The sequence below is a fragment of the Desulfobulbus alkaliphilus genome (genome assembly GCF_016918545.1).
GTDB lineage: Bacteria > Desulfobacterota > Desulfobulbia > Desulfobulbales > Desulfobulbaceae > Desulfobulbus > Desulfobulbus alkaliphilus.
In genome coordinates, this window is the sequence record NZ_JAFFQC010000004.1 from 113,377 (window position 1) to 139,122 (window position 25,746).

Annotated in this window: 20 protein-coding genes and 2 tRNA genes; 3 read left to right on the top strand and 19 right to left on the bottom strand. The window is 58.0% G+C overall.

Annotated features, from left to right (window positions below; translation table 11 throughout):
* Nucleotides 1-10: 10 nt before the first annotated feature.
* The 9 genes from JWG43_RS03555 to rnc all read right to left on the bottom strand — a co-directional run bounded on the left by JWG43_RS03555 (nt 11) and on the right by rnc (nt 11,873).
* A complete protein-coding gene (locus JWG43_RS03555) occupies nt 11-1,168 on the bottom strand; it encodes an ABC transporter substrate-binding protein (protein ID WP_205241439.1) in 1,158 nt (385 codons plus the stop codon).
* A gap of 78 nt (nt 1,169-1,246) precedes the next feature.
* Nucleotides 1,247-1,678: an ACT domain-containing protein gene (locus tag JWG43_RS03560; RefSeq protein ID WP_205241440.1), complete on the bottom strand. Its 432-nt coding sequence runs from the start codon at nt 1,676-1,678 to the stop codon at nt 1,247-1,249.
* A 54-nt stretch (nt 1,679-1,732) separates the two neighbouring features.
* The gene (locus JWG43_RS03565) at nt 1,733-3,034 is read right to left on the bottom strand and encodes a phenylacetate--CoA ligase family protein (protein WP_338033229.1); all 1,302 of its coding nucleotides are present in this window, start codon (nt 3,032-3,034) and stop codon (nt 1,733-1,735) included.
* A 33-nt stretch (nt 3,035-3,067) separates the two neighbouring features.
* Nucleotides 3,068-3,652, bottom strand: coding sequence for an indolepyruvate oxidoreductase subunit beta (locus JWG43_RS03570; RefSeq protein ID WP_205241442.1), 585 nt, complete (start codon nt 3,650-3,652; stop codon nt 3,068-3,070).
* The gene (gene iorA, locus JWG43_RS03575) at nt 3,649-5,463 is read right to left on the bottom strand and encodes an indolepyruvate ferredoxin oxidoreductase subunit alpha (protein WP_205241443.1); all 1,815 of its coding nucleotides are present in this window, start codon (nt 5,461-5,463) and stop codon (nt 3,649-3,651) included. The genes JWG43_RS03570 and iorA overlap by 4 nt, the downstream gene beginning before the upstream one ends.
* A gap of 394 nt (nt 5,464-5,857) precedes the next feature.
* Nucleotides 5,858-7,561 carry a hypothetical protein gene (locus JWG43_RS03580; RefSeq protein WP_205241444.1) on the bottom strand — a complete coding sequence of 568 codons (1,704 nt, stop codon included), beginning with the start codon at nt 7,559-7,561 and terminating at the stop codon, nt 5,858-5,860.
* 173 nt (nt 7,562-7,734) lie between these two features.
* A complete protein-coding gene (gene abc-f, locus JWG43_RS03585) occupies nt 7,735-9,723 on the bottom strand; it encodes a ribosomal protection-like ABC-F family protein (protein ID WP_205241445.1) in 1,989 nt (662 codons plus the stop codon).
* Between the two features lie 357 nt (nt 9,724-10,080).
* Complete coding sequence (locus JWG43_RS03590) at nt 10,081-11,115, bottom strand: elongator complex protein 3 (protein WP_205241446.1); 1,035 nt, start codon at nt 11,113-11,115, stop codon at nt 10,081-10,083.
* 20 nt (nt 11,116-11,135) lie between these two features.
* Entirely contained in the window at nt 11,136-11,873 is a 738-nt protein-coding gene (gene rnc / locus JWG43_RS03595; protein WP_205241447.1) for a ribonuclease III, read from the bottom strand.
* Between the two features lie 58 nt (nt 11,874-11,931).
* On the opposite strand from rnc, the gene JWG43_RS03600 reads away from it, so the two are divergent.
* A tRNA-Cys gene (locus JWG43_RS03600) sits at nt 11,932-12,006 on the top strand.
* Nucleotides 12,007-12,406: 400 nt separating this feature from the next.
* Here JWG43_RS03600 and JWG43_RS03605 read toward each other — a convergent pair.
* The gene (locus JWG43_RS03605) at nt 12,407-13,075 is read right to left on the bottom strand and encodes a PEP-CTERM sorting domain-containing protein (RefSeq protein WP_205241448.1); all 669 of its coding nucleotides are present in this window, start codon (nt 13,073-13,075) and stop codon (nt 12,407-12,409) included.
* Nucleotides 13,076-14,179: 1,104 nt separating this feature from the next.
* Between JWG43_RS03605 and JWG43_RS03610 the strand changes: the two genes are divergently transcribed.
* Entirely contained in the window at nt 14,180-14,860 is a 681-nt protein-coding gene (locus JWG43_RS03610; RefSeq protein WP_205241449.1) for a PEP-CTERM sorting domain-containing protein, read from the top strand.
* A gap of 368 nt (nt 14,861-15,228) precedes the next feature.
* Here JWG43_RS03610 and thpR read toward each other — a convergent pair whose 3' ends face one another.
* The 7 genes from thpR to JWG43_RS03645 all read right to left on the bottom strand — a co-directional run bounded on the left by thpR (nt 15,229) and on the right by JWG43_RS03645 (nt 24,578).
* On the bottom strand, nt 15,229-15,786 hold the full coding sequence (thpR, locus tag JWG43_RS03615; protein WP_205241450.1) for an RNA 2',3'-cyclic phosphodiesterase: 558 nt from the start codon (nt 15,784-15,786) through the stop codon (nt 15,229-15,231).
* Nucleotides 15,787-16,029: 243 nt separating this feature from the next.
* Nucleotides 16,030-16,893: a carboxylating nicotinate-nucleotide diphosphorylase gene (nadC, locus tag JWG43_RS03620; protein ID WP_205241451.1), complete on the bottom strand. Its 864-nt coding sequence runs from the start codon at nt 16,891-16,893 to the stop codon at nt 16,030-16,032.
* 1 nt (nt 16,894) lies between these two features.
* Nucleotides 16,895-19,579, bottom strand: a complete 2,685-nt coding sequence (locus JWG43_RS03625; RefSeq protein WP_205241452.1) for a valine--tRNA ligase — start codon at nt 19,577-19,579, stop codon at nt 16,895-16,897.
* Between the two features lie 57 nt (nt 19,580-19,636).
* Complete coding sequence (locus JWG43_RS03630) at nt 19,637-20,713, bottom strand: deoxyguanosinetriphosphate triphosphohydrolase (RefSeq protein WP_205241453.1); 1,077 nt, start codon at nt 20,711-20,713, stop codon at nt 19,637-19,639.
* A 19-nt stretch (nt 20,714-20,732) separates the two neighbouring features.
* Nucleotides 20,733-21,843 (bottom strand): peptide chain release factor 2 gene (gene prfB, locus JWG43_RS03635; protein WP_240193361.1). Its coding sequence is split into 2 segments (ribosomal slippage): nt 20,733-21,758 and nt 21,760-21,843, totalling 1,110 coding nucleotides; the frame shifts between segments, so codons are not numbered across the junction.
* 190 nt (nt 21,844-22,033) lie between these two features.
* The gene (gene lnt, locus JWG43_RS03640) at nt 22,034-23,623 is read right to left on the bottom strand and encodes an apolipoprotein N-acyltransferase (RefSeq protein WP_205241455.1); all 1,590 of its coding nucleotides are present in this window, start codon (nt 23,621-23,623) and stop codon (nt 22,034-22,036) included.
* Nucleotides 23,601-24,578: a hemolysin family protein gene (locus tag JWG43_RS03645; RefSeq protein WP_240193362.1), complete on the bottom strand. Its 978-nt coding sequence runs from the start codon at nt 24,576-24,578 to the stop codon at nt 23,601-23,603. The genes lnt and JWG43_RS03645 overlap by 23 nt, the downstream gene beginning before the upstream one ends.
* Nucleotides 24,579-24,780: 202 nt before the next feature.
* Between JWG43_RS03645 and JWG43_RS03650 the strand changes: the two genes are divergently transcribed.
* A tRNA-Lys gene (locus JWG43_RS03650) sits at nt 24,781-24,856 on the top strand.
* Nucleotides 24,857-25,074: 218 nt separating this feature from the next.
* Here the strand turns inward: JWG43_RS03650 and JWG43_RS03655 are convergent.
* Together JWG43_RS03655 and JWG43_RS03660 are read right to left on the bottom strand one after the other, a co-directional pair.
* Nucleotides 25,075-25,434, bottom strand: a complete 360-nt coding sequence (locus JWG43_RS03655; RefSeq protein ID WP_205241456.1) for a hypothetical protein — start codon at nt 25,432-25,434, stop codon at nt 25,075-25,077.
* A 19-nt stretch (nt 25,435-25,453) separates the two neighbouring features.
* Nucleotides 25,454-25,675: a hypothetical protein gene (locus JWG43_RS03660; protein WP_205241457.1), complete on the bottom strand. Its 222-nt coding sequence runs from the start codon at nt 25,673-25,675 to the stop codon at nt 25,454-25,456.
* Nucleotides 25,676-25,746 lie beyond the last annotated feature (71 nt).

A 25,746-nucleotide genomic window follows, 5' to 3' on the forward strand; every position in this document is an offset into this window, starting at 1 on the left:
TTATCGTACCTTATTGCCTCTCATAGAGGGTGAATTTGCCATCCTTGACGGTCAGCATGACAAAAGAATCGATGTCCAGCCCGTTGTGGTCCTCCGGTGAGAAGGAAAAAACACCGCCGATCCCAGCAAAATCCTGGAGTCCCTCGATGGCGTCGCGCACCCCTTCCCGGTCATTGCCGGCCTGGCGGATTGCCTCAACAACGATGTTGACGGCATCATAGGCATAACCACCGAAGGCCGATGCCTTTTCCTGAAACCTGGTCTCATACTCGGTTATGTACTGAATCAGCATGGCCTTCTGAGGGTCGTCTTCCGGCAGGGAATCGGCAACCAGCAGCCTGCCGCTGGGAAAGATAATGCCCTCGGCGGCAACACCGGCGGCTTCCGCATATTTGATATTGCCGAATCCATGGCTCTGGAACAGCGGCACATCCCAGCCGGACTGCCGTATATTTTTGGCAATAATGGCCTGAGCCGGGACAATGGACCAGTTTACCAGCGCACCGATATTGGGATTGGCTTTGAGCTTGGCTACCAGCGCGCTGAGATCGGTGGCCTTGCTGTCATAAGTTTCGGAAGCTGCCACCGTGATGCCGAAGGTTGGCGCCAGTTTTTCCAGCTGTTCCTTGCCGGCCTTGCCGAATCCGTCATTACCTGCGGCAATGGCAATGGTGTCGATACCGAGCCGCTGCATCTCAGCGAAGATTTTCTGGGCGGCAAAAGAATCCTTCTGCGGTGTTTTAAAAACATAGCGGGCCACCGGATCCACAATCACCTCGGCCGCGGCACAGGAAATCAGCGGGGTCCTGGCGTCTTCGGCGATTATTTTAACCGCCATGGACTCACCGGAGGTGGAAGGGCCGACGATCGCCACCACCCGCTCCTCCTCGATGAGTTGCCGGGCAAAGGAGACCGCCCGTTCGGAACTGCCGGCGGAATCCTTGATGATCAATTCAATGGGTTGGCCGTTGATGCCACCTTCCTGATTGATCTGCTCCACCAGCATTTCGGCGCTCCTGGCTGCCGGGCCGCCAAGAAAGGAGGCCGGGCCGGTCACGGCAAAGATGGCCCCTATTTTTATGGTTTCCGCCAGGGCCGACAACGACGACCCAAGCAACAGACAGACGACAGAGAGTGCTACGATAATGTATTGTATTCCTTGACTCATGCTTCCCCCTTTTTGGCGTGAATGAACGTAGAAAAACGCCGCGCCAACCTCAGCACGACGTCAATCCTGCCGGAATGTTTACAGGGCACAGATCTGCGCACCGGACAGGAGGGTAAATCCTTTGTCCCGCAGGACATCGATCGCCTTGTCCATCTCATCGAATCGAAAGATCAACACGGCGTTTTCACCGCTTTTATTGACAAAGGCGTACATATATTCGACATTGATGCCGACTTCGTTGATCTCTTTAAGTACGCTGGCCAGGCCGCCGGAACGGTCCGGTACTTCCACGGCAACCACATTGGTCTTGCCCACCGTGAAGCCGCCGGCGCGCAGAGATTCCTTGGCCTTGTCCACCTTGTCGACAATGAGGCGAAGAATGCCGAAATCGGCGGTATCGGCCACAGAAAGCGCCCGGATATTGACATCGTTTTCAGCCAGAATTCTCGTGATTTCAGCCAGGCGGCCGGATTTATTCTCCAGAAATACCGCTATCTGCTCCACGCGCATAAGTGATCCTCCAGGTTGTATTGACCGGTCGACGCTGTTGTGGTGCGTCGTGACTCAGAGCTTCCGTTTATCGATCACCCGCTGAGCCTTACCCTCCGAACGTTGGATGGAACGGGGCTCCACCAGTTTCACCTTGCAGGTGACACCGAGCATATCCTTGATATCCGCCTGGATCTTGCGGCTCAGGTTTTCCAGCACCTTGATCTCATCGGAAAAAATATGCTCGCTGACCTCGACCAGGACCGCCATGATGTCGAGGTTACCGTCCCGGGTGACCTCGATCTGGTAATGGGGCTCAACCCCCTCGATGCCGACCAGAACCTGCTCCACCTGGGAGGGGAAGACGTTGACCCCGCGAATGATGAGCATGTCGTCGGTTCGACCGGTCACCTTTTCCATGCGCACCAGGGTGCGGCCGCAGCCGCAGGGTTCAAGGAAAAGGCGGGAAATATCCTTGGTCCGATAGCGGATGAGCGGGAAGGCTTCCTTGGTCAGGGTGGTGAACACCAGCTCCCCGGCCTCGCCATAGGGAAGGGGTTCCATGGTGTCGGGGTCGATGATTTCAGGGAGGAAATTGTCCTCCAGGATGTGCATGCCGTGTTCCGTATGCAGGCACTCCATGGCAACCCCGGGACCGATGATCTCGGAAAGGCCGTAAATATCCACCGCCTTGATGCCCAGCTTGCGCTCCACTTCTTCCCGCATGCTCTCGCTCCAGGGTTCAGCCCCGTGGATACCGACCCGCAGCCGCAGCTCCGCCGCGGTAATGCCGACATCGGCCATGGCATCGGCCAGATTGAGGGCATAGGAGGGGGTGGACAACAGCACCGTGGAGCCGAAATCTCGCATGATGGTCACCTGCCGCCGGGAATTGCCGCCGGAGACCGGAATCACCGTGGCGCCGAGGGCCTCGATACCGTAATGGGCACCCAGGCCGCCGGTGAACAGGCCGTAGCCATAGGCATTATGCACCATATCGCCCCGGGTGACCCCGGCCATGGTCAGGCAACGGGCCATGACCGTGGCCCAGAGATTGATATCCGATGCCGTGTACCCGACCACGGTTGACTGCCCGGTGGTACCGGAGGAGGCGTGTACCCGGATGACGTCATCCATGGGGGTGGCAAAGAGGCCGAAGGGATAGCTGGCCCGCAGATCGTCCTTGGTGGTGAAAGGCAGTTTGCGCAGATCGGCCAGGGTACGGATTGCATCAGGCCGGATCCCGGCCTGGTCCATCTTGTTCCGATAGGGTTGCACCTTGTCATACACCCGGTGCACCAGGGCCTGCAGCCTTTTGAGCTGGATTGAATCCAGGCCCGAGCGTGGCAGGGTTTCTATTTCTTCCACCCACATGATTTCTGCTCCTTGTTGCTCACGGATGTGCGGTGGTCAAGCATGCACCGCAGCCCGTCCGGCGGCAAATGCCTTCTTGTTGACCTCACGGAACTCTTCCTTGATCTCGGTGTCGATCACCTGAAGAAAAATCTCCGGATCGACAGCGAGAAAATTGGACATGGCCCCGACCATGGCCACGTTGACGGTGCGGAGTTCCCCCACCGAATCCGCCACGGCAAAGGCATCAAGGGCCACGACCTTGATATGGCGGGACTTGAGTTCGTTGAGGATATCAACTGGATAAGTCGCTTTCCCCAGGGCCACCGCCGGGGGCAGAATCTTCTGGGTGTTGACCACCACGGCGCTGTCCCGGTGCAGATAGGGCAGGTAGCGGACCGCCTCGAGGATCTCGAAGGCCACCAGAATATCGGCTGCCCCGAGTTCGATCAGGGGCGAGTAGACTTTCTCACCGTAGCGCAGATGCGCCTCCACCGAGCCGCCGCGCTGGGCCATGCCATGGACCTCGCTCTTTTTGACATCGAAACCGGCGGCCAGCTGCGCATAGGCGGTCAGTTCGCTGGCCAGCAGAATCCCCTGCCCGCCGACACCGGAAAAGAGAATGTTCCCACTTTGCTTCATGACCTGGCCTCCTTTCTGGTGATCGCGTCGAATGCACAGACCGCGGCACACTGGCCGCAGCCAAGGCACTGGACCTCGGCTATCTGGGCAAAGCCCTTCTGTTTCTCCCGATACCCGCGGGCCACGGCCTCCTCCGGGGTGAGCGGGGTCCAGCTGATCGCCGGACAACCCATCTGCACACAGAGGCTGCAGCCGGTGCAGTTGTCGAGATTGGTGAAATACACCGGTTTGGGCCGCTTGACCTCTTCAGGAAGAAGTACACAAGGGGCCCGGCTGATGATCACCGAGGCCTCGGGAGCCGCGACCTCCTCTTTGAGAACCTTGCGGGTCTCTTGAACATCATGGGGATTGACCACCACCACCCGGGCCACGCCAAGGGCCTTGCAGAGCTGTTCCAGATCCACAGCCGGGGCGATTTCCCCCAGGATATTGCGGCCGGAGGCCGGGTTTTCCTGGTGCCCGGTCATAGCGGTGGTGCGGTTGTCAAGGATGATCACCGAGGCATAAGATTTGTTATAGACCGTGTTCAGCAGGCCGGTGATGCCGGAATGGAGGAAGGTGGAATCACCAAGCACGGCCACGATTTTCCCCTCGCCTTTTTCACCCATGGCCTTGGCCATGCCGTGGGCCATGGTCACCGAGGCCCCCATGCAGACACAGGCATCCATGGCGGAAAGCGGCGGCAGAAAGCCCAGGGTGTAACAGCCGATATCGCCAGAGACAAAGACATCCTTCATCTTCGACAACCCGTAGAAAAGGCCGCGGTGCGGGCAGCCGGCGCACATGTTCGGCGGCCGCATGGGCAGGTCCAGAGGGGCAAACAATTCACCGATGGACTCGGGCTCCACTGCCTTGCGGACAATGAAGGAATTCAGCTCTCCCTGACCGGGGATGATGTCCTTGCCGCGGCAGGCAATACCCATGGCCTTGAGGTGGTTTTCGAGGAAGGGATCGAGCTCCTCCACCACAATCACCTCCTCCACCGAGGCGGCAAACTCGCGGATCATTTGCTCCGGCAGGGGCCAGACCATACCCAGCTTGAGGACCGGGGCGGTGGGAAAGGCTTCCTTGACATAGTTATACGGAACCCCGGAGGTGATGAAGCCTCGCAAGCCGCTGCCGGGCTCGATCCGGTTTTCCGGCAGGGTTTCCGCCAGGTCACGGGCGGCGGCCATGCGCTCTTCCACCGCCTTGCGGCGCACCCGGGCATTACCGGGCAGCATGACCAGCTTGGCCGGCACCTTTTCGATGGAGGGTTCAGGAGGCGGTTGGCGCTGCCCCTTGGCCACCACTCCCTTGACATGGGCGATGCGGGTGGTGATGCGGACGATCACCGGGGTGTCCAGTTGTTCGCTCAGAGCATAAGCCCGGGCCATCATTTCCTTGGCTTCGGCCGGATCCGAGGGCTCGAGCATGGGCAGCTTGGCGGCAAAGGCGTAGTTGCGGTTGTCCTGTTCGTTCTGTGAGCTGTGCATCTGGGGATCGTCGGCATTGAGGATCACCAGCCCGCCGCGCACACCGGTATAGGCTGCGGTAAACAAGGGATCAGCCGCCACATTGAGGCCGACATGTTTGGTGGTCGCCAGGGCGCGGGCGCCGGCGAAGCAGGCACCGATGGCCACTTCCAGGCCGACCTTTTCGTTGGGGGCCCATTCGGTATAGACGCCTTCATAGCGGGACAGGTTGGCCATGATCTCGGTTGACGGCGTTCCCGGATAGCCGGATGCCACCGTAACCCCGGCCTCCCAGGCACCCAGGGCAATCGCCTCGTTGCCCGAGAGCCAAAGCTTCGTCTCTGAATCAAACACCACGGTACTCCTCCTCGTTGTGCCCGGGAAACGGGGCTGATAATAAAATGTCTGTTCATGCCGCACGGGACCAGAAAGGGCAAGCTCAGCCGAACATCCTGTGGGTAGGGATGGACACCAGCGTGAGGCCCCATGATCTCCGGTTTTGTCAGGTGTGCATCCTTACCCTGAATTCAGCCGGTTAGGCAAGAGTTTTCCCCCTGATCGCTGCGAGATCCGAAGGCCTTTTGTGCGACTCCTTCCCTGCATTTTCCAGAAAAATATTGCCAATTCGAGATGATAGGACTCAAAAAGCCACAAATGACCGGCTGCGACGCGACCGGTTGCCAGGTCGGCAGACTTGTGTATGCTTTCGGTCATGGTGTCCTCCGCTGACCGGTCACCCAATTCCCTCTTCCTACGGGGTGGTGGTGATGGTCAGGTCCCATTGCGCCTGCTCATGGGAAAGATCCGTGGTCATGACGATCAGTTCAGTGGCCCGCAGCACCTCATTGAGTTCCCGGCTGAGCCGGGTGATGGACAGGTTGCTGGTGACGGCAACAATGCCGTTGATCCACTGGATCAGATCATGGCTCTGTTGGGACATCCGTTCCGGATAGAGCACCAGGCTGCTGGAATTGGCGCGGATGATCCGTTCACTGAGTTCAGCGCCGAGTTGTTCGACCACCGCATCCGGCAAGGCATCCGCGGGAGTGGTGGCGGCAAGAATCTCCTTGATGGCGCTCACGCCGTTGGCCAGGTAGAGCATGGTTTCGGTTAGGACCAGGGCGGGCTGGGCGGCCTCACCGGGCAAGATCGGCCAGGAATGAATGATCTGCCCGTCCACCACCTCCTGCTGCTCCCTGGCCAGGCCGTAGGATGTGATCCGATCCCGCAGGCTGCGGACCACGGCGCCGGCAACCTCCAGATCCCTGACTTCAAGGAAAAAAGTCACCCGTGGCACCGGAAAAATACGCACTCCGCCCAGCGCGGTCAAAACGCTGCCCCGCTGCGGCCCGAGCCCCCGCTCCAGATCCGATAGAGCAGCGCCCAAAGTCTCCTCGGCGACCGCTTCCGCCGACTGTTCGGCCGTCGCGTCGGCAAACCAGGAGGTCAGTCCAGTGGCCACCGGCATCGAGGCCCAGGTATAGGCGAGAATGCCCTCCTGGAGCAGGTGCAGGGTCTGGTTGGTGGAGGCGGCATCAACAAGCCGCTGCATGGTCGGGCCCAGCTGTTCGTAACTGTAGCTGTAGCGGGCTTTGCTCTCCAGGCCCTTGTCAGTGCCTCGGGTGATGAAGGTGATGTAGTCCCCGCCCTGCATCATTTCGGCGCCCTGCTGCCACGGGTGCTCCTCGAATCTTGCCAGCAGAACGTTCAGAGAGGCCGGATTGATATAGGCGCGGACAAAGGTCCGTGCCGGCGCCACTGGCCCCCAGAAGGCCACGGCCTCGCGAAAGGCCGGCAAGGTTTCCAGGGGCTCGTTACTCCGCCGCGCCGCCAGGCAGGTTCTGATGGCATCCGGAGCATGGGCGAGCAGCACGGTCTGGCCGTCGGCATAGCCATAGATCACCTGGTCCTCGTCGACGAGGATCCGGGTCAGCTCCAGGCCGTCGATGTTTTCCCGGGTCACGGTCTCGCTCATCACCAACCGGGCGAACAGGTCCAGCGCGGCAGGAGCCGGAGTGACCGCAAAGACCACCAGCGATGCCCGCAGGGCCTCCACCGGATCCAGGGCCAGCAGGTCAGCGTCCGGCTTGAGCAGGGCCAGGGCCGCATCCTGGCCGAAGACGGTCCGGAAGGCCGGGTTAGCGAGCATCGTGGTCAGGTTGTCGTACATCTGGTCATAGGCGGCCCGCATGGTCGGATCGACGCGCATCTCCGCCATGATGGCATGGATATTGTCCCGGTCGGCGAACCGGCCCAGGGCGCTGCCGGCAAAGGTATCGGTGATGGTGTTGAGCTGGGTGAGGCTGACCGTGGCCACCGTATCCTGGGGCAGGTAAAGGGCATGACGACCGGTGGCCGAGGGCGGGGTCCGAGCCAGCAGGAATAAGGCCAGGCCAAAGGCAACAACCAGGCAGCAGATCACAATCGCTCTTGTCTTCATCGCTCTTGTCTTCATAAATGCACTCCTTGCAAAGGCATGGCTTCTCTGAGGTCAAAGGGGTGGTGGATCGCGTTCCTGTCTTGCTAGCACGCACGGATCCAGGATGGAAACCTAAACTGATGGGCTATAGTCAGCCTATGCACAGCAGCCTGATCGTCCGTAGATGGAGTGCTGGTGGAGGGTTCCGATTACTGCTGTTCGATGGCCTCGATGGCCTCCATGGCCTGCTGCGCCTCTTCCCAATGCTGGTAGGCCCGTTCCAGGTGCCGCTCCACCTGGCTGTACTCCCGGCTGGTGGCGCTCCAGCTTTCCTGATCACTATAGAGTTCCGGGTCCGCCATCTGGGCTTCGAGTTCCGTTTTGCGGCGTTCGTAGCGTTCGATTTCCTGCTCGGCGGCATCGCTCTTTTTCTTCCAGGGGCCAAGCTTTTTGTTGAGTGCCTGCCGTTCCTGGGCCCGCTGCTTGCGCTGGGTCTTTTTATCTGCGCCCTGTCCCGGATCGCTTGCATCGGCGGACTTTGGGGCGCTCTGGGGACCAGCCGGAGCGGGCGCGGCTCCCTCCCGGGCCTCGGTCCTACGTCGCCAGTCGAGATAGTCGTCGATATTGCCTTCGTGGATGGTGGCCCGGCCGTTGCGGATTTCCAGCACCTTGTTGACAAAGGAATTGACGAAATAGCGGTTGTGGGAGACTACGATAATGGTGCCCTCGTACTGGGCCATGGCCTCCTGGAGAATTTCCTGGGAACTCATGTCCAGGTGGTTGGTGGGCTCGTCCAGCAGCATCAGATTCGCCGGTCGCACCAGCATCCTGGCCAGGGCCACCCGCGATTTTTCTCCGCCGGACAATACCCGCACCGGTTTGTCCACCTCATCGCCGGTGAAAAGAAAGGCCCCGAGCAGGGAACGGACCCGGGTCATGGTCATGTCCACCGCGGTGTGATAAACCGTGTCCAGGATGGTCAGGTCTCCGGAGAGTTCCTGGGCCTGGTGCTGACCAAAATAGGAAAGGATCACATTATGCCCCGGTTTGATCACCCCCTGATCGGCGGGGATCAGGCCGGCGATGATCTTGAGCAGGGTGGTCTTGCCGGCGCCGTTGACCCCGACCACCGCCAATTTATCGCCACGCTGAAGGGAAAAATCGACATCCTCGAACACCGCTTTCCCCTGATACTGTTTGTGCACCCCTTCCAGGGTGAGGACCTCCCGGCCGCAGGGAGCAGCAGGGGGAAAGGTAAAATGAATGGTCCGCTCGGTCTCGGAGAGTTCGATCCGCTCCAGCTTGTCCAGCTGCTTGATCCGGCTCTGTACCTGGCGGGATTTGGTGGATTTGGCCCGGAACCGGGTGATGAAGCGTTCCGACTGGCGGATCATGGCCTGCTGATTGTCATAGGCAGCCCGTTCCAGCTCGAAGCGCTGCGCTTTTTCCACCAGATAATGGGAATAGTTGCCCCGGTACACAGTGAGTCTGCCCAGACTCAGCTCCCAGGTGATGGCGGTCACCCGGTCGAGAAAGGCCCGGTCATGGGAGATGATGACCATGGCCCCCTGGTACTGGAGTAGAAAATCCTCCAGCCAGGTGAGGGAATCAAGATCAAGATGGTTGGTGGGCTCGTCCAGCAGGAGCAGGGCCGGTTTTTTCAGCAGCAGCTTGGCCAGGAGCAGGCGCATAATCCAGCCGCCGGAAAAATCGGCCACCGGCCGATCCAGGTCGGCGCTGGTGAAGCCAAGGCCAAAAAGGACCCGTTCGACCTGGGGCCGGATACGGAAAACATCGCAGCCTTCGAGTGCATGCTGCAGATCCCCCTGACGGACCAGCAGGTCATCGATCTCCGGACTGTCCGGATCGCACAGGGCCAGCTGCTCACCGACCTGCTGGAGTTCCTCCTGCTGGGCGAGGATCTCATCAAAGGCCGCTTCCGCCTCGGCAAAGAGGCTGCGGCTGCCCAGGTCGATGGTCACCTCCTGGGGCAGATAGGCCACCGAAAACCAGGACGCCCGGCTGACAATGCCGGGATCGACCTCGTGCCGGCCGCACATGATTTTCAGCAGGGTGGATTTGCCCGACCCGTTGACCCCGGCCAGCCCAACCCGGTCTCCGGCATGGATCTGGACCGAGACATTGCGAAAAAGATGCTTGTCGCCGTATTGCAGGCTGAGGTCGTTGATGCTGAGCATGGGTCGGAGTCAGAGATTGGTTCGATGCACGCGGCCACAGGCACCCCATTTTTGCACGGACCCGGTTGCCCGCAGAGAAGGACTCTAGCGGGCAACCGGGTCTGCACAAACCTGGGGCACCTGTGACCGCGTCAATAATAAGAACTTGGCATAGTGTACAGCTACAAACCCCGCGATCGCTTACGGTTCGAGCCGCAGTAAACGTTCACCAGGCACGAGAGCTTGGTCGTTCCCCCTGGTACTTCCCGTAGGAGCCCACCCCCGTGGGCGATAAAGCTGCTGAGAAAACGAACGGGAATTCGCCCACAGGGGTGGGCTCCTGCAAGGGGCGGTAACCATTCAGTACCTGCTCAACGTTTATCTGGTGAACGGTTCGAGCCGCACAGTCCGGCGGGGTTGATCGGGGTCGGTGCGCAGGTTGAAGCGCTCGAGCAGTCCCAACTGGCGCAGCCGCTCCATATTGGCGCTCCGCTGGCCCCGGAAGATGGACTGATCGCGGTCATTGATCACCAGGGCAACCCGCTCCCCGCCACGGATCCCGACCAGGGCCCGCCGGGTCCGGCCCAGCATGAGCCGCGCCTGGGCCAGCTCGCCAAAGGCGGGATGATGGGGACCGGCCACCAGAGCCTCGGCCAGAGAAAGCGTGGGCTGCAGGCCCATCCGTACCATTTGTATCCCCTGCTCGTCAAACCGTTTCTGCACCCAGGCGGCGAGAACTACGGCCCGGCTTAAGGAAAGCGGCCGGTATCCTCCCCGGTGGTAGAGAGCCTCCAATCCGCTGCCCCGGAGGACCAGGGTGGGATAGAGGCGGACAAAGTCCGGCCGCAGGCGAATGACTTCCCCTACGGTGCGGCGCAGAGAACAAAACCCATCGCCGGGCAGCCCCAGCATCAACTGGATCCCCAGCCGCATGCCGCGCGCACGGATCATCTCCACCGCGGTGCAGGTGGCCCGATGGTCATGGCCCCGGCCCGAGCGTCTCAGGACCTGGTCATCGCAGGACTGCACCCCCAGCTCGATGACGGTGACCCGGTGACGGAGAAGACGTTCGAGATGGTCAGGGTCGATGAAGTCGGGCCGGGTGGACAGACGGATCCCCCCGACCAGACCCCGGACGCGAAAGGGCTGCACCGCCCCGAGCAGTTCCTCCTGGTAGTCCGCGGCCAGGCCGGTGAAGCTACCGCCGTAAAAGGCCACCTGCACCTGCTTCGCTGTGTGTGGCCGGCTGCGGGCCAACCAGGTGGCAATGATTGCGGCCACCTCGGCACCGGTGACCTCCCCGCCCCTGTCCATCGTTTCGTTTGCCGGGGCGCTGATACCATGCTGATTGCAGAACAGGCAACGATGCGGGCAGCCCAAATGGGGAATGAAGACGGGAATGACCAGGGGCATGAGCGGCGGAGGGGGAGCCCTTACTCCTCCTCCTGCTGCTGGAGAAGGTGGCCCAGAGCAGCCCGGGCCGCCTGCTGCTCCGCCTCTTTTTTGCTGGTGGCCTGACCGCTTCCCAGGATGGTGCCCTGAAAAGAAACAGTGACGGAGAACACCCGCGCATGGCCTGGCCCCTCCTCCCCCACGAGCAGATATTCAGGTCCTTCGTTGAAGCGTTCCTGAAGCAGCTCCTGGAGGCTGCTTTTAGCATCGGCGCTGCTTAGTCGCTCTTGATGCTCAGTGATATGAGGTTCGAAAAAGCGGCGGGCAAAGGCCAGGGCCTGCTCATAGCCGCCGTCGAGGAAGATGGCCCCGGCCAGGGCCTCATAAGCGCAGGAGAGGATGGAGGGCTTGTCCCAGCCCCGGGAAGCATCCTCGCCCCGGCCAAGGAGCAGATAGCGACCAAGATCGATCTCCCGGGCCCGCTCCGCCAAACCGTTCTCATTGACCAGGGCCGAGCGGATCCGGGTCAGCTTGCCCTCGCGCATCTCCGGAAAGCGGGTGAACAGTATGTAGCCCACGGTGAGGTCGAGAACCGCGTCCCCAAGGAACTCCTGGGTCTCGTTGTGGCGACCGTCATCGAGCCGCTCAAAGGCAAAAGAACTGTGGATGAGAGCGAGTTGCAGCAATTGCAGGTCCTGGAAACGATAACCGATCCGTTCCTGCAGCTGCTGCAACTCTTCCTCATGGTCCCGAGTCAGGGCCGCCAAAGTGGTTCCCATGGGATGGATTTCCCCTTGTCAAAAATAGAATCTATGGTATAAGTGCCGCACACCTTCAGGCGACGTAGCCAAGTGGTAAGGCAGTGGTCTGCAAAACCATTATTCAGCGGTTCAAATCCGCTCGTCGCCTCCAGCTCATTCAAGCGGTTCCGGATTTCCGGAACCGCTTTTTTTATCCTGGATCCGTGAGTGTTCGTCCGTGCGCCAGCTTTATTGTCTGTGACCGTTCGATTAAAGTATACTTTATCGGACGGTTACGGGCAATGAAGATGGCGTGCGGACGGACGCCCCGAAGGGCGGCTGGTGAAAGGTATTATCAAGGGTTCCGCTTCATTTATAATTTGATTACAGCAAGATATATCCAAAACAAGAGTCCAGCCGTCACGGATTCAGGATTATAGCACCAGCTCCCGGTATGTACCTGATGCCGCCGAAGTGGTCAAGATCAGGCAGAGCAAAAAACCCAGGCCCATAAAAAAAGCAGGACCCCGAAGGGCCCTGCTTTTTGTTTTTCCGTTTTTCAGGAATTATTTTCAGCTCCGTTTCCTCCGTCCCAATCCGGCCAGCCCGAGAAGTCCGCTGCCGAAGAGGAGCAGGGTGGTTGGTTCGGGGATGGGGTTTGGGCTATTGACAAAGCTTTCGGATCCTTTGCTTGCAAAATTTGTTACATGAAGCCCCACCCGCAGTGTTCCGTCTGACAAAGAAGAAATGATGCTGTTATAAGTGGCGTCACCAAGGAGATTAAAAGTAATTCCCAAAGCTTCACCGATATTGATTCCATCTTGTGGGCCGGGATTGTTGGCATCATACCTATCGTCGACTACAAAGCCGATTGAATTTCCATTAGGGAAAGCAGGTTGTAAATTCGTTGCTTGAGTAAATTTAACAGTTCCTACTGTAGTAAACCCTGTTTCTTGTCCTACAAATTGTAACGATCGCGGATCGGTGTCATCGAAAAAAATCCTTGTAATCGTGGATTGTTGCGGGCCAGTATTTGTAAAATAAAATTGCAATTGATTAAGGTTAAGATCAATGTCAAAGCCAAGATCAATGACTTCCATAAACAACTGAGACTCACCTATTGCCACATCGACAGGATTACTATTTGATATGGTATAAAATGTATATGGTGCTGCATGGACTTGACCTGAAACCAAAAGTAATGTTAATGCACCAATGATAATTCCTGTTTTCATTTTCATAACTCTTCTCCTTCTTAATTATTAATTAGCCAGGTAGGGTGGGTAGGCGTCCTTTTGCATGCCCACGCGGATCGATCCTAGCTCCTGCAACGGCAAACAAAGGTAAAAGACCCTGCTGCCGCTCGAGTACAGATCAGTCATGTCCCAACCCAACAGCTCTTCTCACACAAACATTATTTATACGATTTGCAAGAAACATTCCTTTTCCAGGACAACAAAGCACAACCATCGATATAATTAAAATAAATGCAATATCAATTGGTTGAATATCGCCACAGACCCGCCCCAGTCCTGGAGCCAAATGAATTCCGGCCTTGGTTTTCCTCTTTTCAGGAAAACCAAGGCCGGAATTCAGGAAAAACAGAAATAAATCTCAACAAAGTAACCAAACAAGCCAGATAAGGAACCCCCCAGCTTCTCGCCCCTTTACTCACCAGGAAAGCAAGCGGGACAGCCAATAGCAGGCAGGGTGGGCAGGCGTCTGTTTACCTGACCACCCAGGCGCCGGTATCGATCAAAACGGCGAGGAATAGAGGAAATAAAAACCACCGGTGACCGCGTGGGCACGATACAGCCGCGCCCACCCTACCCGCCGAGCACATAACCTAGCTCTAACTGTCTGCCATAACTTGAAAAAACCACACCCACCCTTTCCTTAGCGGCAGGGTTCAGACCTCACCCCAACCTCCGATCTTCAAAACCCACGTCTCACAACCCGACAACAGTTCAAACAAAACCGGTTCATATTTCCGGAATTTCACACTTCGACCCGGCCAACGGTAAAACTTGCACATTCCCATGTAAATACAGTTACCTGAAAACCATATTTCTTACTCGGCACTCTTATTTTTCCGTTTTTTCGAAATTTATCTATGGATAAATCCATCTTTTCGGTCAAATTGTACCCACCCTACCCAACCCAATAGGTAACATGTTAATATTAATACATTTAAATAATGGCATCTTTTTTGCTTAATATTTTGCAAAGTTAAATTATTTTGACCAAACGGTCAGGGACGGGGCAACCTCCAACCGGTTGAGCCAACCTATCACTCGAAGCGCTTCCACTGAACAAGGACGCACCCAACCAAAAGGAGAGAATATATGAAAGCAACTTTCTTGAAAATCAGCCTGATCGTTTCAACACTTGTGCTGTTCTTTGCTGTTTCGGCTATGGCTTTGCCTGTGGCTGGACAATTTATCACATTGTCTGTAGATAATGCTATCGGAGGTGCAAACAATGGAGGAGAATTCACTGCAACCGTCAGGGACGAACATGGTGATTCAAATATTTACAGAACTTTCTGCTTAGAAAGCCAGGTGACCTTTCTTCCAGAAAAAGAATACAAAATTGAAAGTGTCACTGACGCATTAACAAACAAGGATGGTACAGTATTCGGAAATAAACTCAAAGATGAAACCAAGTGGGTTTTTTGGAATTATATAAATGGTACGCTTTTAGACAACAGCACTGGTGATATTGTAGTCCGTAATCAATATAATTCAGCTGTCGTGCAGTGGAAAATTTGGGAATTGGAAGAACAAAGTCTCGCTCCCATTGTTTCTAATCTAACAACAACTTATTCATCGATATACAATGATTGGACACAAGGCGTTGATAGCTTTGCCATCAATGGTATCGTGAAGGTGTTGAATATATATGATGGTAACACTCGAGCTCAAAGCCAGCTTGTCGGCGCCCCCGTCCCCGAGCCCACCACCCTGTTGCTGTTCGGCACAGGTCTTCTCGGCCTGGCTGGAATCGCTCGGAGACGTAAAAGCTGATCCCCTGTCCTTCCCCTGCAGAACAGGCAAGCCTTCGGGCTTGCCTTTTTTTTGTCCACCGATGCGGTAATACAGCGAACAACAATGAACACCCCCCTGACCGAAACCCCTGAACATTTTGTCGGCTATAGGACGAACACCGACACCGATGGTTTCCGTAGCAAGTAGGCTGGGTGGGCAGGCGTCTTTTTGCCTGCCCACGCGGGCACTGGTACCAGCCCCAACGCTAAAGAAATACAAACATCCTGCCACTGCACGAGCACGATACAGCCGTGTCCACCCTACCCGCTCCGGACGATTCCAACCTTTTCGGTACAGACAAAATCTGTATCGCCCACAGGGGTGGGCTCCTACGGGGTTTGTTCGATTTACACAGTCCCCTGCTCCTGGGTTAGTGAATAGACCTGTTCAACCGTATGGCTTGCCCCTTTGCGTCCCAGGACACTTGAATAGAGGATAAATTCCTCCACCAGAAATTCCGGAAGTGCGAACAAAGCATGTTCCTGAAGATAGCGGCCCACCCGGGAGGGAGGGGTTTGGTTGAGGCGGGCCAGGGTGAGATGGGGGGTGAATTTGCGGTTTTCCAGGGCAACACCGAGCTGGGTGAGGCGGGTGGTGATCTTGCGTTGCAAAGTAATGAGTGCTTCGTTTTTCTCCACCCCGGCCCAGACCACCCGGGGCTGGCCTCGGGGCGGAAAAAAGCCGACCCCCTTGAAGCGCAGAGCAAAGGATTCGGCCCGGATCTCGTCCAGGGCCTCGCGGATATCGAGGAAGACCGAACCGCTGACCTCACCGATGAAGCACAGGGTGAGGTGGAGCTGTTCCGGGGCCACCCAGCGGGCATCGGGCAAACCGCAGCAGAGCCCGGTCAGTTGCTCACGGATGTCAGAAGGTGGATCAATGGCGATGAAGAGTCGTTTGTTCATGGGGAAAATCAAGATAAATCGGATTGATACGATTATTATCCCGGGCCGGTGGGTAGGGTGGGCAGGCGTCTTTTTGCCTGCCCACGCGGGTGCGGATGCCGTCCACAATGGTGCGCGATTGTACAATGTTCTGTCACCGCGTGGGCACGATACAGCCGTACCCACCCTACCCTCTCCGGGTGATTCGGACTTTCGGCACAGACAGAAACTGTATCGCCCACAGGGGTGGGCTCCTACGGGTCTTTACCCGGGGCGAGGGTCCGTTACTACCCCCCCCCGCCAATCCATGCCGATGTCGCAGGCCCGGGCCGAATGGGTCAGGGCGCCGGCGGAGATGATATCCACCCCGGTTTCGGCGATGGCCCGGACACTCTCCAGGGTCACGCCTCCCGAGGCCTCCACCAGGGCGCGGCCATTGATGAGGGCTACGGCCCGGCGCATGGTGGCAAGATCCATGTTGTCGAGCATGATCACCCCCACCCCGCAGCGCAGACATTCCTCCACCTGCTCCAGGGTATCGGTCTCCACCTCGATCTCGATGGTGTGGGGTACCCGCTGCCGCACCCGCTTTACCGCCTCGGTGATGGAGCCGCAGGCGGCAATATGGTTATCCTTGATCAGCACCCCGTCGCTGAGGCTGAAGCGGTGGTTGCGACCGCCGCCGGCTCGAACCGCGTATTTCTCCAGCAGCCGCAGGCCCGGGGTGGTCTTGCGGGTATCCACGATCCGTGCTCCGGTCCCGGCCACCTGCTCGACAAAGGCCGCGGTCAGGGTGGCGATACCGCACAAGCGCTGCACCAGGTTGAGAGCCACCCGCTCGGCCCGCAACAGGGTCCGGGTCCGGCCCTGGATCTGTAGTAGCTCGGTTCCGGCCGCCGCCCGACTGCCGTCGGCCACGGCCCCGGTACAGGCGACCTCCGGGTCCAATAGGGCAAAAACCCGCGAGGCCACACTGGTCATGCCGACAACGACCATGGGATGACGGGCCACAAAGGAGGCTGCGGCCCGGTCTTCAGCAGCAAAGATGGCCTCGGTGGTGAGATCGCCATGTTCGAGATCCTCGGCGAGAAAGGATCGCAGGATGGGGTCAAGGACAAAAGTATCCATGTCAGCGCAATTTCCGCAGACGCTCAATGGATTCGAGGGTCTTGGTCAGGCGGGCACGGATTTCACTCTCCTTGTCCCGCTCCTTGGCCACCACCGCCGCCGGGGCGTTGGCCATGAACTGCTCGTTGCCGAGTTTGGCGACAATGCGCGCCAGCTCCTTGTCCAGCTTGGCCTGTTCCCGGGCCAGCTTTTCCAGCTCACCGGCGACATCGATGAGCCCCTTGAGCGGCACCACGACCTCGACATCCTGCACCAGGGCGTGGCCGGCATCATCGGGCACCCTGCCCTCGGCCTCGATAACCAGGTTTTTGACCCGGGCCATGGCCTGGATACCCGGGGCAAAGTCGGTCAAAAGCCGGCGCTTGTCTCCATCCGGGCAGAGCAGGGTCGCCTCGATCTGGGCGCTGGGATGGACCTCGGCCTCGGTGCGGATAGTACGCAGACCGGAGATGACTCCCATGAGCAGGTCCATCTCCCTTTCCGCCTCCTGATCGGCCCAGGCTGCCCTGGTTTGGGGAAAGGGCTCGACCATGATTAATCCCCGCTCCCCGGGCAGCTGACTCCAGATCTCCTCGGTAACAAAGGGGATGATCGGATGCATCAGCTTGAGCACCTGCTCGAGCACGGTGCACAGCACCGCCCGGGCCTGATCCCTGGCCGTGGCATCGTCGCTGAACAGGTCGGCTTTGATCCACTCCAGATACCAGTCGCAGAACTCGTGCCAGACAAACTGATAACTGGCCTGGGCCACCTCATTGAAATTATAGCTGTCCAGCGCCCCCCGCACCTGAAGAATGGTGGTGTTGACCCGGCTGAGGATCCAGCGGTGGGCCAGGGCCAGCTCCGCAGGCTCATCGGCCAGGGCGGTGATGGCCGGGTCGGCCTCCTTGAGATGCATCTGGGCAAAACGGGCCGCGTTCCATAATTTGTTGATAAAACGACGGTAGCCGTCGATGCGCTCCTCATCCATGCGGATCTCGCGACCTTGGGCGGCAAAGGCGGTGAGGGTGAAGCGAAAGGCATCGGTGCCGTACTGCTCGATCATGTCCAGGGGGTCGATGACATTGCCCGTGGACTTGGACATCTTCTTGCCGTGTTTGTCCCGTACCAGGGCATGGAGATAGACATCACGGAAGGGGACCTCGTCCATGAAGTGGAGCCCCATCATCATCATCCGCGCCACCCAGAAAAAGAGAATGTCAAAGCTGGTGATCAGCACCGAGGTCGGATAGAACAACTGCAGCTCCCTGGTGTTCTCCGGCCAGCCCAGAGTGGAAAAGGGCCACAGGGCGGAGCTGAACCAGGTGTCGAGGACATCGGTCTCCTGGGACAGACTGGTGCTGCCGCAGGAGGGGCAGATATCGGGGTCGGCGAGGGCGACGATCATCTCGCCGCAGGCCCCGCAGGTCCAGGCCGGGATGCGATGCCCCCACCAGATCTGGCGGGAGATGCACCAGTCGCGGATATTCTCCATCCACACATAAAAGGTGCGGTACCAGGTGTTGGGATAAAGGTTGATGCGCCCTTCCTGTACCGCGGCCACCGCCTTGTCGGCCAGGGGCCGGACCGACACAAACCACTGCTTGGAGGTGGTGGGTTCGACCACGGTGGTGCAGCGGTAGCACTTGCCCACGGCGTGCTGATACTCTTCAACCTTTTCCAGCAATCCCAGGGCTTCCAGATCCTGGACCACCTGCTTGCGGCAGGCGAACCGATCCAGGCCGGCATAGGTGCCGGCGGCCTCGTTCATGACCCCGTGATCATCCATGACCTTGAGCCGCTCCAGATTGTGACGGAGGCCGATCTCATAGTCGTCGCGGTCATGGGCCGGGGTGACCTTGAGGGCACCGGTGCCGAATTCCCGCTGCACATGGTGATCAAAGACCACCGGAATGGTGCGGCCGGAAAGCGGCAGGCTGATGCCGATGGCGGCCAGGTGCTGGTAGCGCTCATCCTCGGGATGGACCGCCACCGCAGTATCGCCGAGCATGGTCTCCGGCCGGGTGGTGGCCACCACCACATACCCGGACCCATCGGCATGGGGATAGCGGATATGATAGAGCTTGCCGTCCGTGGGGTCGTGTTCGACCTCGTCATCGGCCAGCGCGGTGTGACAGCGCGGACACCAGTTGACGATGTAGTCACCCTTATAGATCAACCCCTCCTGGTACAGGCGGACAAAGACCTCCCGCACCGCCTGCGACAGCCCCTCATCCATGGTGAAGCGTTCCCGCTCCCAATCGCAGGAGGCCCCCATCCTTTTCAGCTGGTTGATGATGGTGCCGCCCTTCTCCTCCCGCCAGGCCCAGACCCGCTCGATGAATTGCTCCCGGCCGAGATCATGGCGATTCAAATTCTCGCTCGCCAGCTGCCGTTCGACCACATTCTGGGTGGCAATCCCGGCATGATCGGTGCCCGGTACCCAGAGGGTGTTGTCCCCCTGCATGCGGTGATAGCGGACCAGCAGATCCTGGAGGGTGTTGTTGAGGGCATGACCGATATGGAGCACCCCGGTGACATTGGGCGGGGGAATAACGATGCTGAAACAGGGGCGACCATCCTCCATACGGGCGCGGAAAGTCCTTTCCTCCAGCCAGCGGCTGTACCAGCGCTGTTCCACCTCGGCAAACTGATAGGCCTTGGGGAGATCGTATTTTTCGGTTGTGTTGGTGTCGGTTTCGTTCATATGTGTGTGGATTGCTGTTGCCCGGAGGGCTGGGAAGGAAAGGAAAAGACCAGGCCCTCAGAGCACGCTCCAGGGTTTGGGCATGAAAATCTGGGCATAGAGATCCAGGGCATAGCGGTCGGTCATCCCGGCAATGAAATCACAGACCCGGCGATGGCGATGCTGCTCCTCCCGCTCCGACTGGACCGGGTCGCGCAGGCGGCAGCAGGAGCCCAGCTCGGTTTCCGGAAACTCATGTTCAAGGAAATAGCCGTACAGGTCGCGGATGATACGCTGCGCCTTTTCAAACTCGTTATGCACCCGGCTGTTGCGGTACACGTTGTCATAGAGAAAGGCCCGCAGGTCGGTAATGGTCTCGTTCATCCGTTGGCTGAGATGGAGGCGGCCATCATTGCGGGCCAGGGTCGTGGCCACCAGGTCACCGACCATGGCATTGATCCGCTGGGAAGAACGGTCGCCGAGCACCTCTCGCAGATGGCGGGGGAGATCCTGCTGATGGAGCATGCCGGCCCGAAGGGCATCGTCCATATCGTGGTTGACATAGGCCATGATGTCCGCCACCCGCACCAGCTGGCCTTCCAGGGTGACGGCCAGCTCCCCATTCCCCTCGGGGAGGATATCGCCGTAGCCCTTGGAATGTTTGATGATACCGTTGCGCACTTCCCAGGTCAGATTGAGACCGCGGCCCTCGTTTTCGAGGAAATCGACAATGCGCAGACTCTGGCGGTAATGCTTGAACCCTTTGGGATGGAGGAGGTTGAGGCTGAACTCGCCGGCATGACCAAAGGGCGTGTGCCCGAGATCATGCCCCAAGGCAATGGCCTCGGTGAGGTACTCGTTGAGGCGGAGACAGGCCGCCATGGTCCGGGCGATCTGGGAGACCTCGAGCACATGGGTCAGGCGGGTCCGGTAATGATCTCCGGCCGGGGCGAGAAACACCTGGGTCTTGTGCTTGAGTCGCCGGAAGGTCTTGGAATGAATAATTCGGTCCCGATCACGCTGAAACACGGTGCGCAGGGTGCAGGGATCGCTGTCCCCGAACAATCGCCCCCGGGAGCGGCTACTCAGGCAGGCCCAGGGCGAGAGGCTTTTTTCTTCCTGTTCCTCGAGCTGCTCCCGGATGGTGGTTGACATTGTCAGCTCCGCTACCGCCTCAAGGCTGCCAGAGGAGGAAGGATTTGATAAAGGGATCGATCCGGCCGTCGAGCACGGCGTCGACATTGCCTTCCTCGCAGTTGGTGCGGTGGTCTTTGATCATCCGATACGGCTGCAGCACATAGGAACGGATCTGGCTGCCCCAGGCGATCTCTTTCTTGTCCCCCTGGAGATTCTCCTGGGCGCGGAGCTGATCCTCCTTTCCCCGTTCAAAGAGCCGGGCCATGAGCATTTTCATGGCCATGTCCTTGTTGCGGTGCTGGGATCGCTCATTCTGACACTGGACCACGATGCCGGTGGGGAAATGGGTGATCCGGATGGCCGAGTCGGTTTTATTGACATGCTGCCCCCCGGAACCGCTGGCCCGGTAGGTGTCGATGCGGATGTCCTTGTCGTTGATCTCGATATCGACATCGTCGTCCAGTTCCGGCATAACCATGACCGAGGCAAAGGAGGTGTGCCGCCGGCCGCTGGCATCAAAAGGCGATATGCGCACCAGCCGATGAATGCCGACCTCGGAGCGAAGATACCCATAGGCATACTTGCCCTTGATGAGCATGGTGACACTTTTGGTACCAGCCTCGTCCCCGGGGAGCAGATCGAGAATATCGCTCTTGAATCCCTTGGCTTCCGCCCAGCGCAGGTACATGCGCAACAGCATGCCGACCCAGTCCTGGGCCTCGGTGCCCCCGGCCCCGGCATGGATGGTGAGGATGGCGTTGTTGGTATCATGCTCACCGCTGAACATGCATTCCAACTCGACCTGGTCGATGCGGCGACGCAGTTTATCCAGCCCGGAGACGACCTCCAGATACGTTTCCCGGTCATCTTCCTCCAACGCCAGATCCAGGAGCATATCAGCATCCTCGAGATCGCTGAAATGCTTCTGCCATACCCCGATCAGGTCCTGCAACTGCCCCAGTTGGCGCTGCACCCGTTTGGCCTCGGTCTGATCATCCCAGAACTGCGGACTGAGGGTCTGCCGTTCCAGCAACTCCACCTGTTCACGCTTGTCATCCAAGTCAAAGATGCTCCTTGAGCACGAGCATTTTCGCCTTGAGACTCTCAAGCACTTGTTTCGCTTCTGCTGATTCGGTCACTTCGGTCATGGTCTGCCTCACTTTCTGATCCAAGGTCAATACAAAAAAAAGATGCGTCCGGCTCTCTTGATGGTGAACGCAAGTATCTCGTCTAAATTAATCTTTAACTTTAAACAGAATTTCTGCAAGTCTCAAGGGGGAAAGGAGGCAACGGGAAAAAGGCCGTCCATAATGCAACTGCGCGTCGGGGTTGCGTCACTCAGCGCTGTCGACCACGGATCACCAGCAACAGCGGGATGAGAACGGCGCAGACCTTGCCGAAGTTATATCCATGACGGTTAAACACGCTTTCCTCAGTGAGCAGCGGGGCCTGAACAAGCAGGGCCGCCTCGGTGAAGAGAGCGGTTGCACCTACGATCCGCCCCAGAGGATCCACTGAAGCGCTGATACCGGTGTTGGCCGCCCGGACAAGAGTTCGCCTGTTTTCCACGGCGCGAAAGACCGTCATGGCCATGGACTGGTATGGGGCGCTCGATTGTCCGTACCAGGCATCATTGGTGATATTGACGAGCAGGTTGGCCCCCTGGTCCACGGTCTGCCGGGCAATAGCGGGAAAGATCGATTCATAACAGATCAGGATCCCCAAGCGCATCGTCCCCAGTTCCAGGGGCGCCGACGAAGTGCCGGGAGTGAAATCACCGATGCTGACCACCAGAGGTTCGAGAAAAGGCAGGTACCGGCGCAGGGGGACGTACTCGCCAAAGGGGACCAGGTGTTGCTTGGCATACTGGCCGCCCGGCTGACCATCAGGGCCGATCAGCAGGGCCCCGTTGAAATATTCTACCTGGTCGACTTCCTCTTCGCCGGGTGTAATTTTGTAGAGCGGCGCCCCGGTCAACAGCCAGGTGTTGGCGGTGGTGACAAAATCCGTGACCCGATACATGAGCGGATCCTGTTGCGGAAAAAAGGGCAAGGCGGTTTCCGGCCAGACCACCAGCTCGGTGTCCGTGCCCTCCAGCACCTGACGGGAAAGATTGAGGTAGCTTTCGACCGTGGCCGCTCTCATTTTTTCCGACCATTTGATCGACTGGTCGATGTTCCCCTGAACCACCGCTACCTGGGCCTGCAGAGATCTGCCAAGGGTGGATTCCATCACCTGATAACGGACGTAGGAATAGCCGCCGACAAAAATCAGCACCAGCCAGGCCATGAGCAGCAGACGACGCTCCCGACGCAGGTTCCAGTGAACCGCTCGCCGCTGCCGGTCGATGATGCCCAGGATCAGACCGTTACAGAGAACCAGGCTGAAGGTAATGAGATGATGGCCACCGAGATCGGCGGCCTGGATGAAAGTCGGCTGGCTGAACAAACCGTAGCCAAGATCCATCCAGGGGAAGCCGGTAAAAAGATATCCGCGCAGGTAATCGAGTCCCACCCAGAATGTCGGCGCGGCCCAGACCAGGTCAGCCACCGAACGTTCCCGGTGCCAGTACCGGCCGGTGAGCAGACTGAGCAGCGCACAGAACAGCGCCGAATAGCAGGCCATGTACGCGGCCAGAAGCACCAGGGCGGGCAGGGAAATCCATATCGGCAGTCCACCGTAGCGGCCGAGAACAATCAAAATCCAGTACAGCAGGGCAAGATGATACAACAGACCGAAGCAAAAGCCCATCAGGGCGCTGCGGCCCGGGGAGGCATACAGGGTCCCCATCAGCAGCGGCACCAGGGCCACGAAGAGCAGCGGCCACCAGCCGGTATGTCCGGGCATGGCCAAGGCGAGGAGCACGGCCGTCACCGCTCCGAGCAGGAGCAGGGGCCCGAGACGATCAGGTACGGAGTACAGCTTCATTGTTGGAGACGATTCTCACCGTCTTGACCCGCCGCTGGTCAGCACTGAGCACTTTGAAGGCAAGGGGCCCCTCCTGGACAATAATGCCGGCCGGCGGCACCTTACCCAGACGATGGGTGATGAATCCCCCCACGGATTCGAAAGGTCCTTCGGGCAGGCTGAGGCGAAAATGCGCCTCCACCTCTTCGATATCGATTTTGGCATCAACAATAACGGTCCGCTCATCAACGATACGCAGCTCACTTTCCTCAACATCATGCTCGTCATCGATTTCACCGACAATCTCCTCGATCACGTCTTCCAGGGTCACCAGTCCACGCACTCCACCAAATTCATCGACCACGATGGCCATGTGGTTTTTTTTGCTCTGGAACTCACGCAACAGTTCGATGATCGGTTTGGATTCGGGAATAAAGGCAGCGGGATTGAGAAACTCCTTGATGTCGACTTCGGTCTGAGAATCGCAAACGCAGATGCGTAACAGATCCTTGGCATGGAGGATACCGATAATATGATCGGTGTTGCCTTGATAAATTGGAATACGGGTGTACCCCTCGTCATTGATCAGACGGATCAACTCCGGGATCGAAGTCCCCTGTTCGGAGCAGACCATTTCCGCTGTGGGCGTCATGATTTCCGAGGCAATGGTACCGCGAAAATCAAAAATGGAGTTGATCAACCGCTCTTCGTGGACCGTGATCAATCCATGCTCCTCGCCCTCTTCCAAAAGTTCTTGAATTTCATGCTCGAGTTTCTCAGTCGTGTCGGGCGCCCCCCGCATACGAAGAAGGGATTTGATCTTTTCGATCAACGATTTACCAGGAGGCTCCTCGTCAGAAGGCGCCGAACCCGCAGCCGACGGTTCCTTATTTTCCATGAATGCTTCTTTCTCCTCGATGACAATTCCCTGAATCCGCAAGGGCATGCACATTTCGGGGGTCTCCGCCAGCAGCATGCCAAATATCTTCCAAGGTAGAACGGCAACGTCCAATGTCAAGAAAAAACACGACCCCTGACCAATACAAACGATTTGAAAACGATCAGGGTTTTCCCTGAGCTATCTATTGACGCCTTGCACCGGGTGTGCTAAGAAAATGCACCGCAAAGGGGGCGTTTTTCCTGCGTCCCCCATGCCATCCTCGCACAGCCATCACTTTGGGCCGTTAGCTCAGCTGGTAGAGCAGTTGACTCTTAATCAATTGGTCCGGAGTTCGAATCTCCGACGGCCCACCAGTAAAAACGGGGAGTTACGATACAAGTCGTGCTCCCTGTTTTTCTTTGGGGTTAGGTCGGGGTTAGGCTGTACGGAACTTCCCCAGCTATCAACCCACACTTTTCCGTCCTCTCGATCCGTACAAAAAAACCCTGCCGAGCAGAACGCCGGGCAGGGTGAAAGGGTTACACTGTAACGGTTTCGCCGGTGTATCGGCGGCGGATGGGTATTTACTCCATCACCCTTCGGCGGGTTTTCTTTTGTGGGCGTGGTCGTACAATCTGTTTACGTCTGGATCAGAGAACACGACATTTCTTTCAAACATGGTCGTGATGTCTCCTTCAGCCTCGCGTAACGCTGCGCCGACAAGCTCAAGCGTCGATGCGATGCCGGCTTGTAAAAGCCAGTGATTGAGAACCTCTTTTATAGCGGGGGCTCTTTGTGCTTCCCGGTCATTCATGGCCAAAAGTATCATATTGAGCATGGAGCAAGTCTTTTGCGCCTGGTCGATCTTTTCCAGGCCGAAATTGATTGTTTCAATGTCAGTTCCATCAAGGGTTACCGTGTTTTCTGTGTCCATGTGCTCGCTGGGTAACATTTTTGCTCTCCTGATAAAATCAATCTGTATCGTTACACTGTAACGATTTGGCCAGGTCATTAAGTGCCTTTTCCACTGCTTCGCGCTTGCTCCATCCTGTTTTCTGGCATATACGGTCAAGGTTGGCTGATGCGTGGGGGCCAAGCATAACTTGAAGCCTGGCCAATAATAAGCCTTCCGGGTCCCGAAGTGCTCTTTTCCGGTATCGCTTTTGTCTTTCGGCGGGGGTCATTGCTGCCATGGCCTTTCCTTTTTTCTCGTTACACAGTAACAATCTTGCCGTGTTGTCAACGGCGGGTGATCTGGTGTACT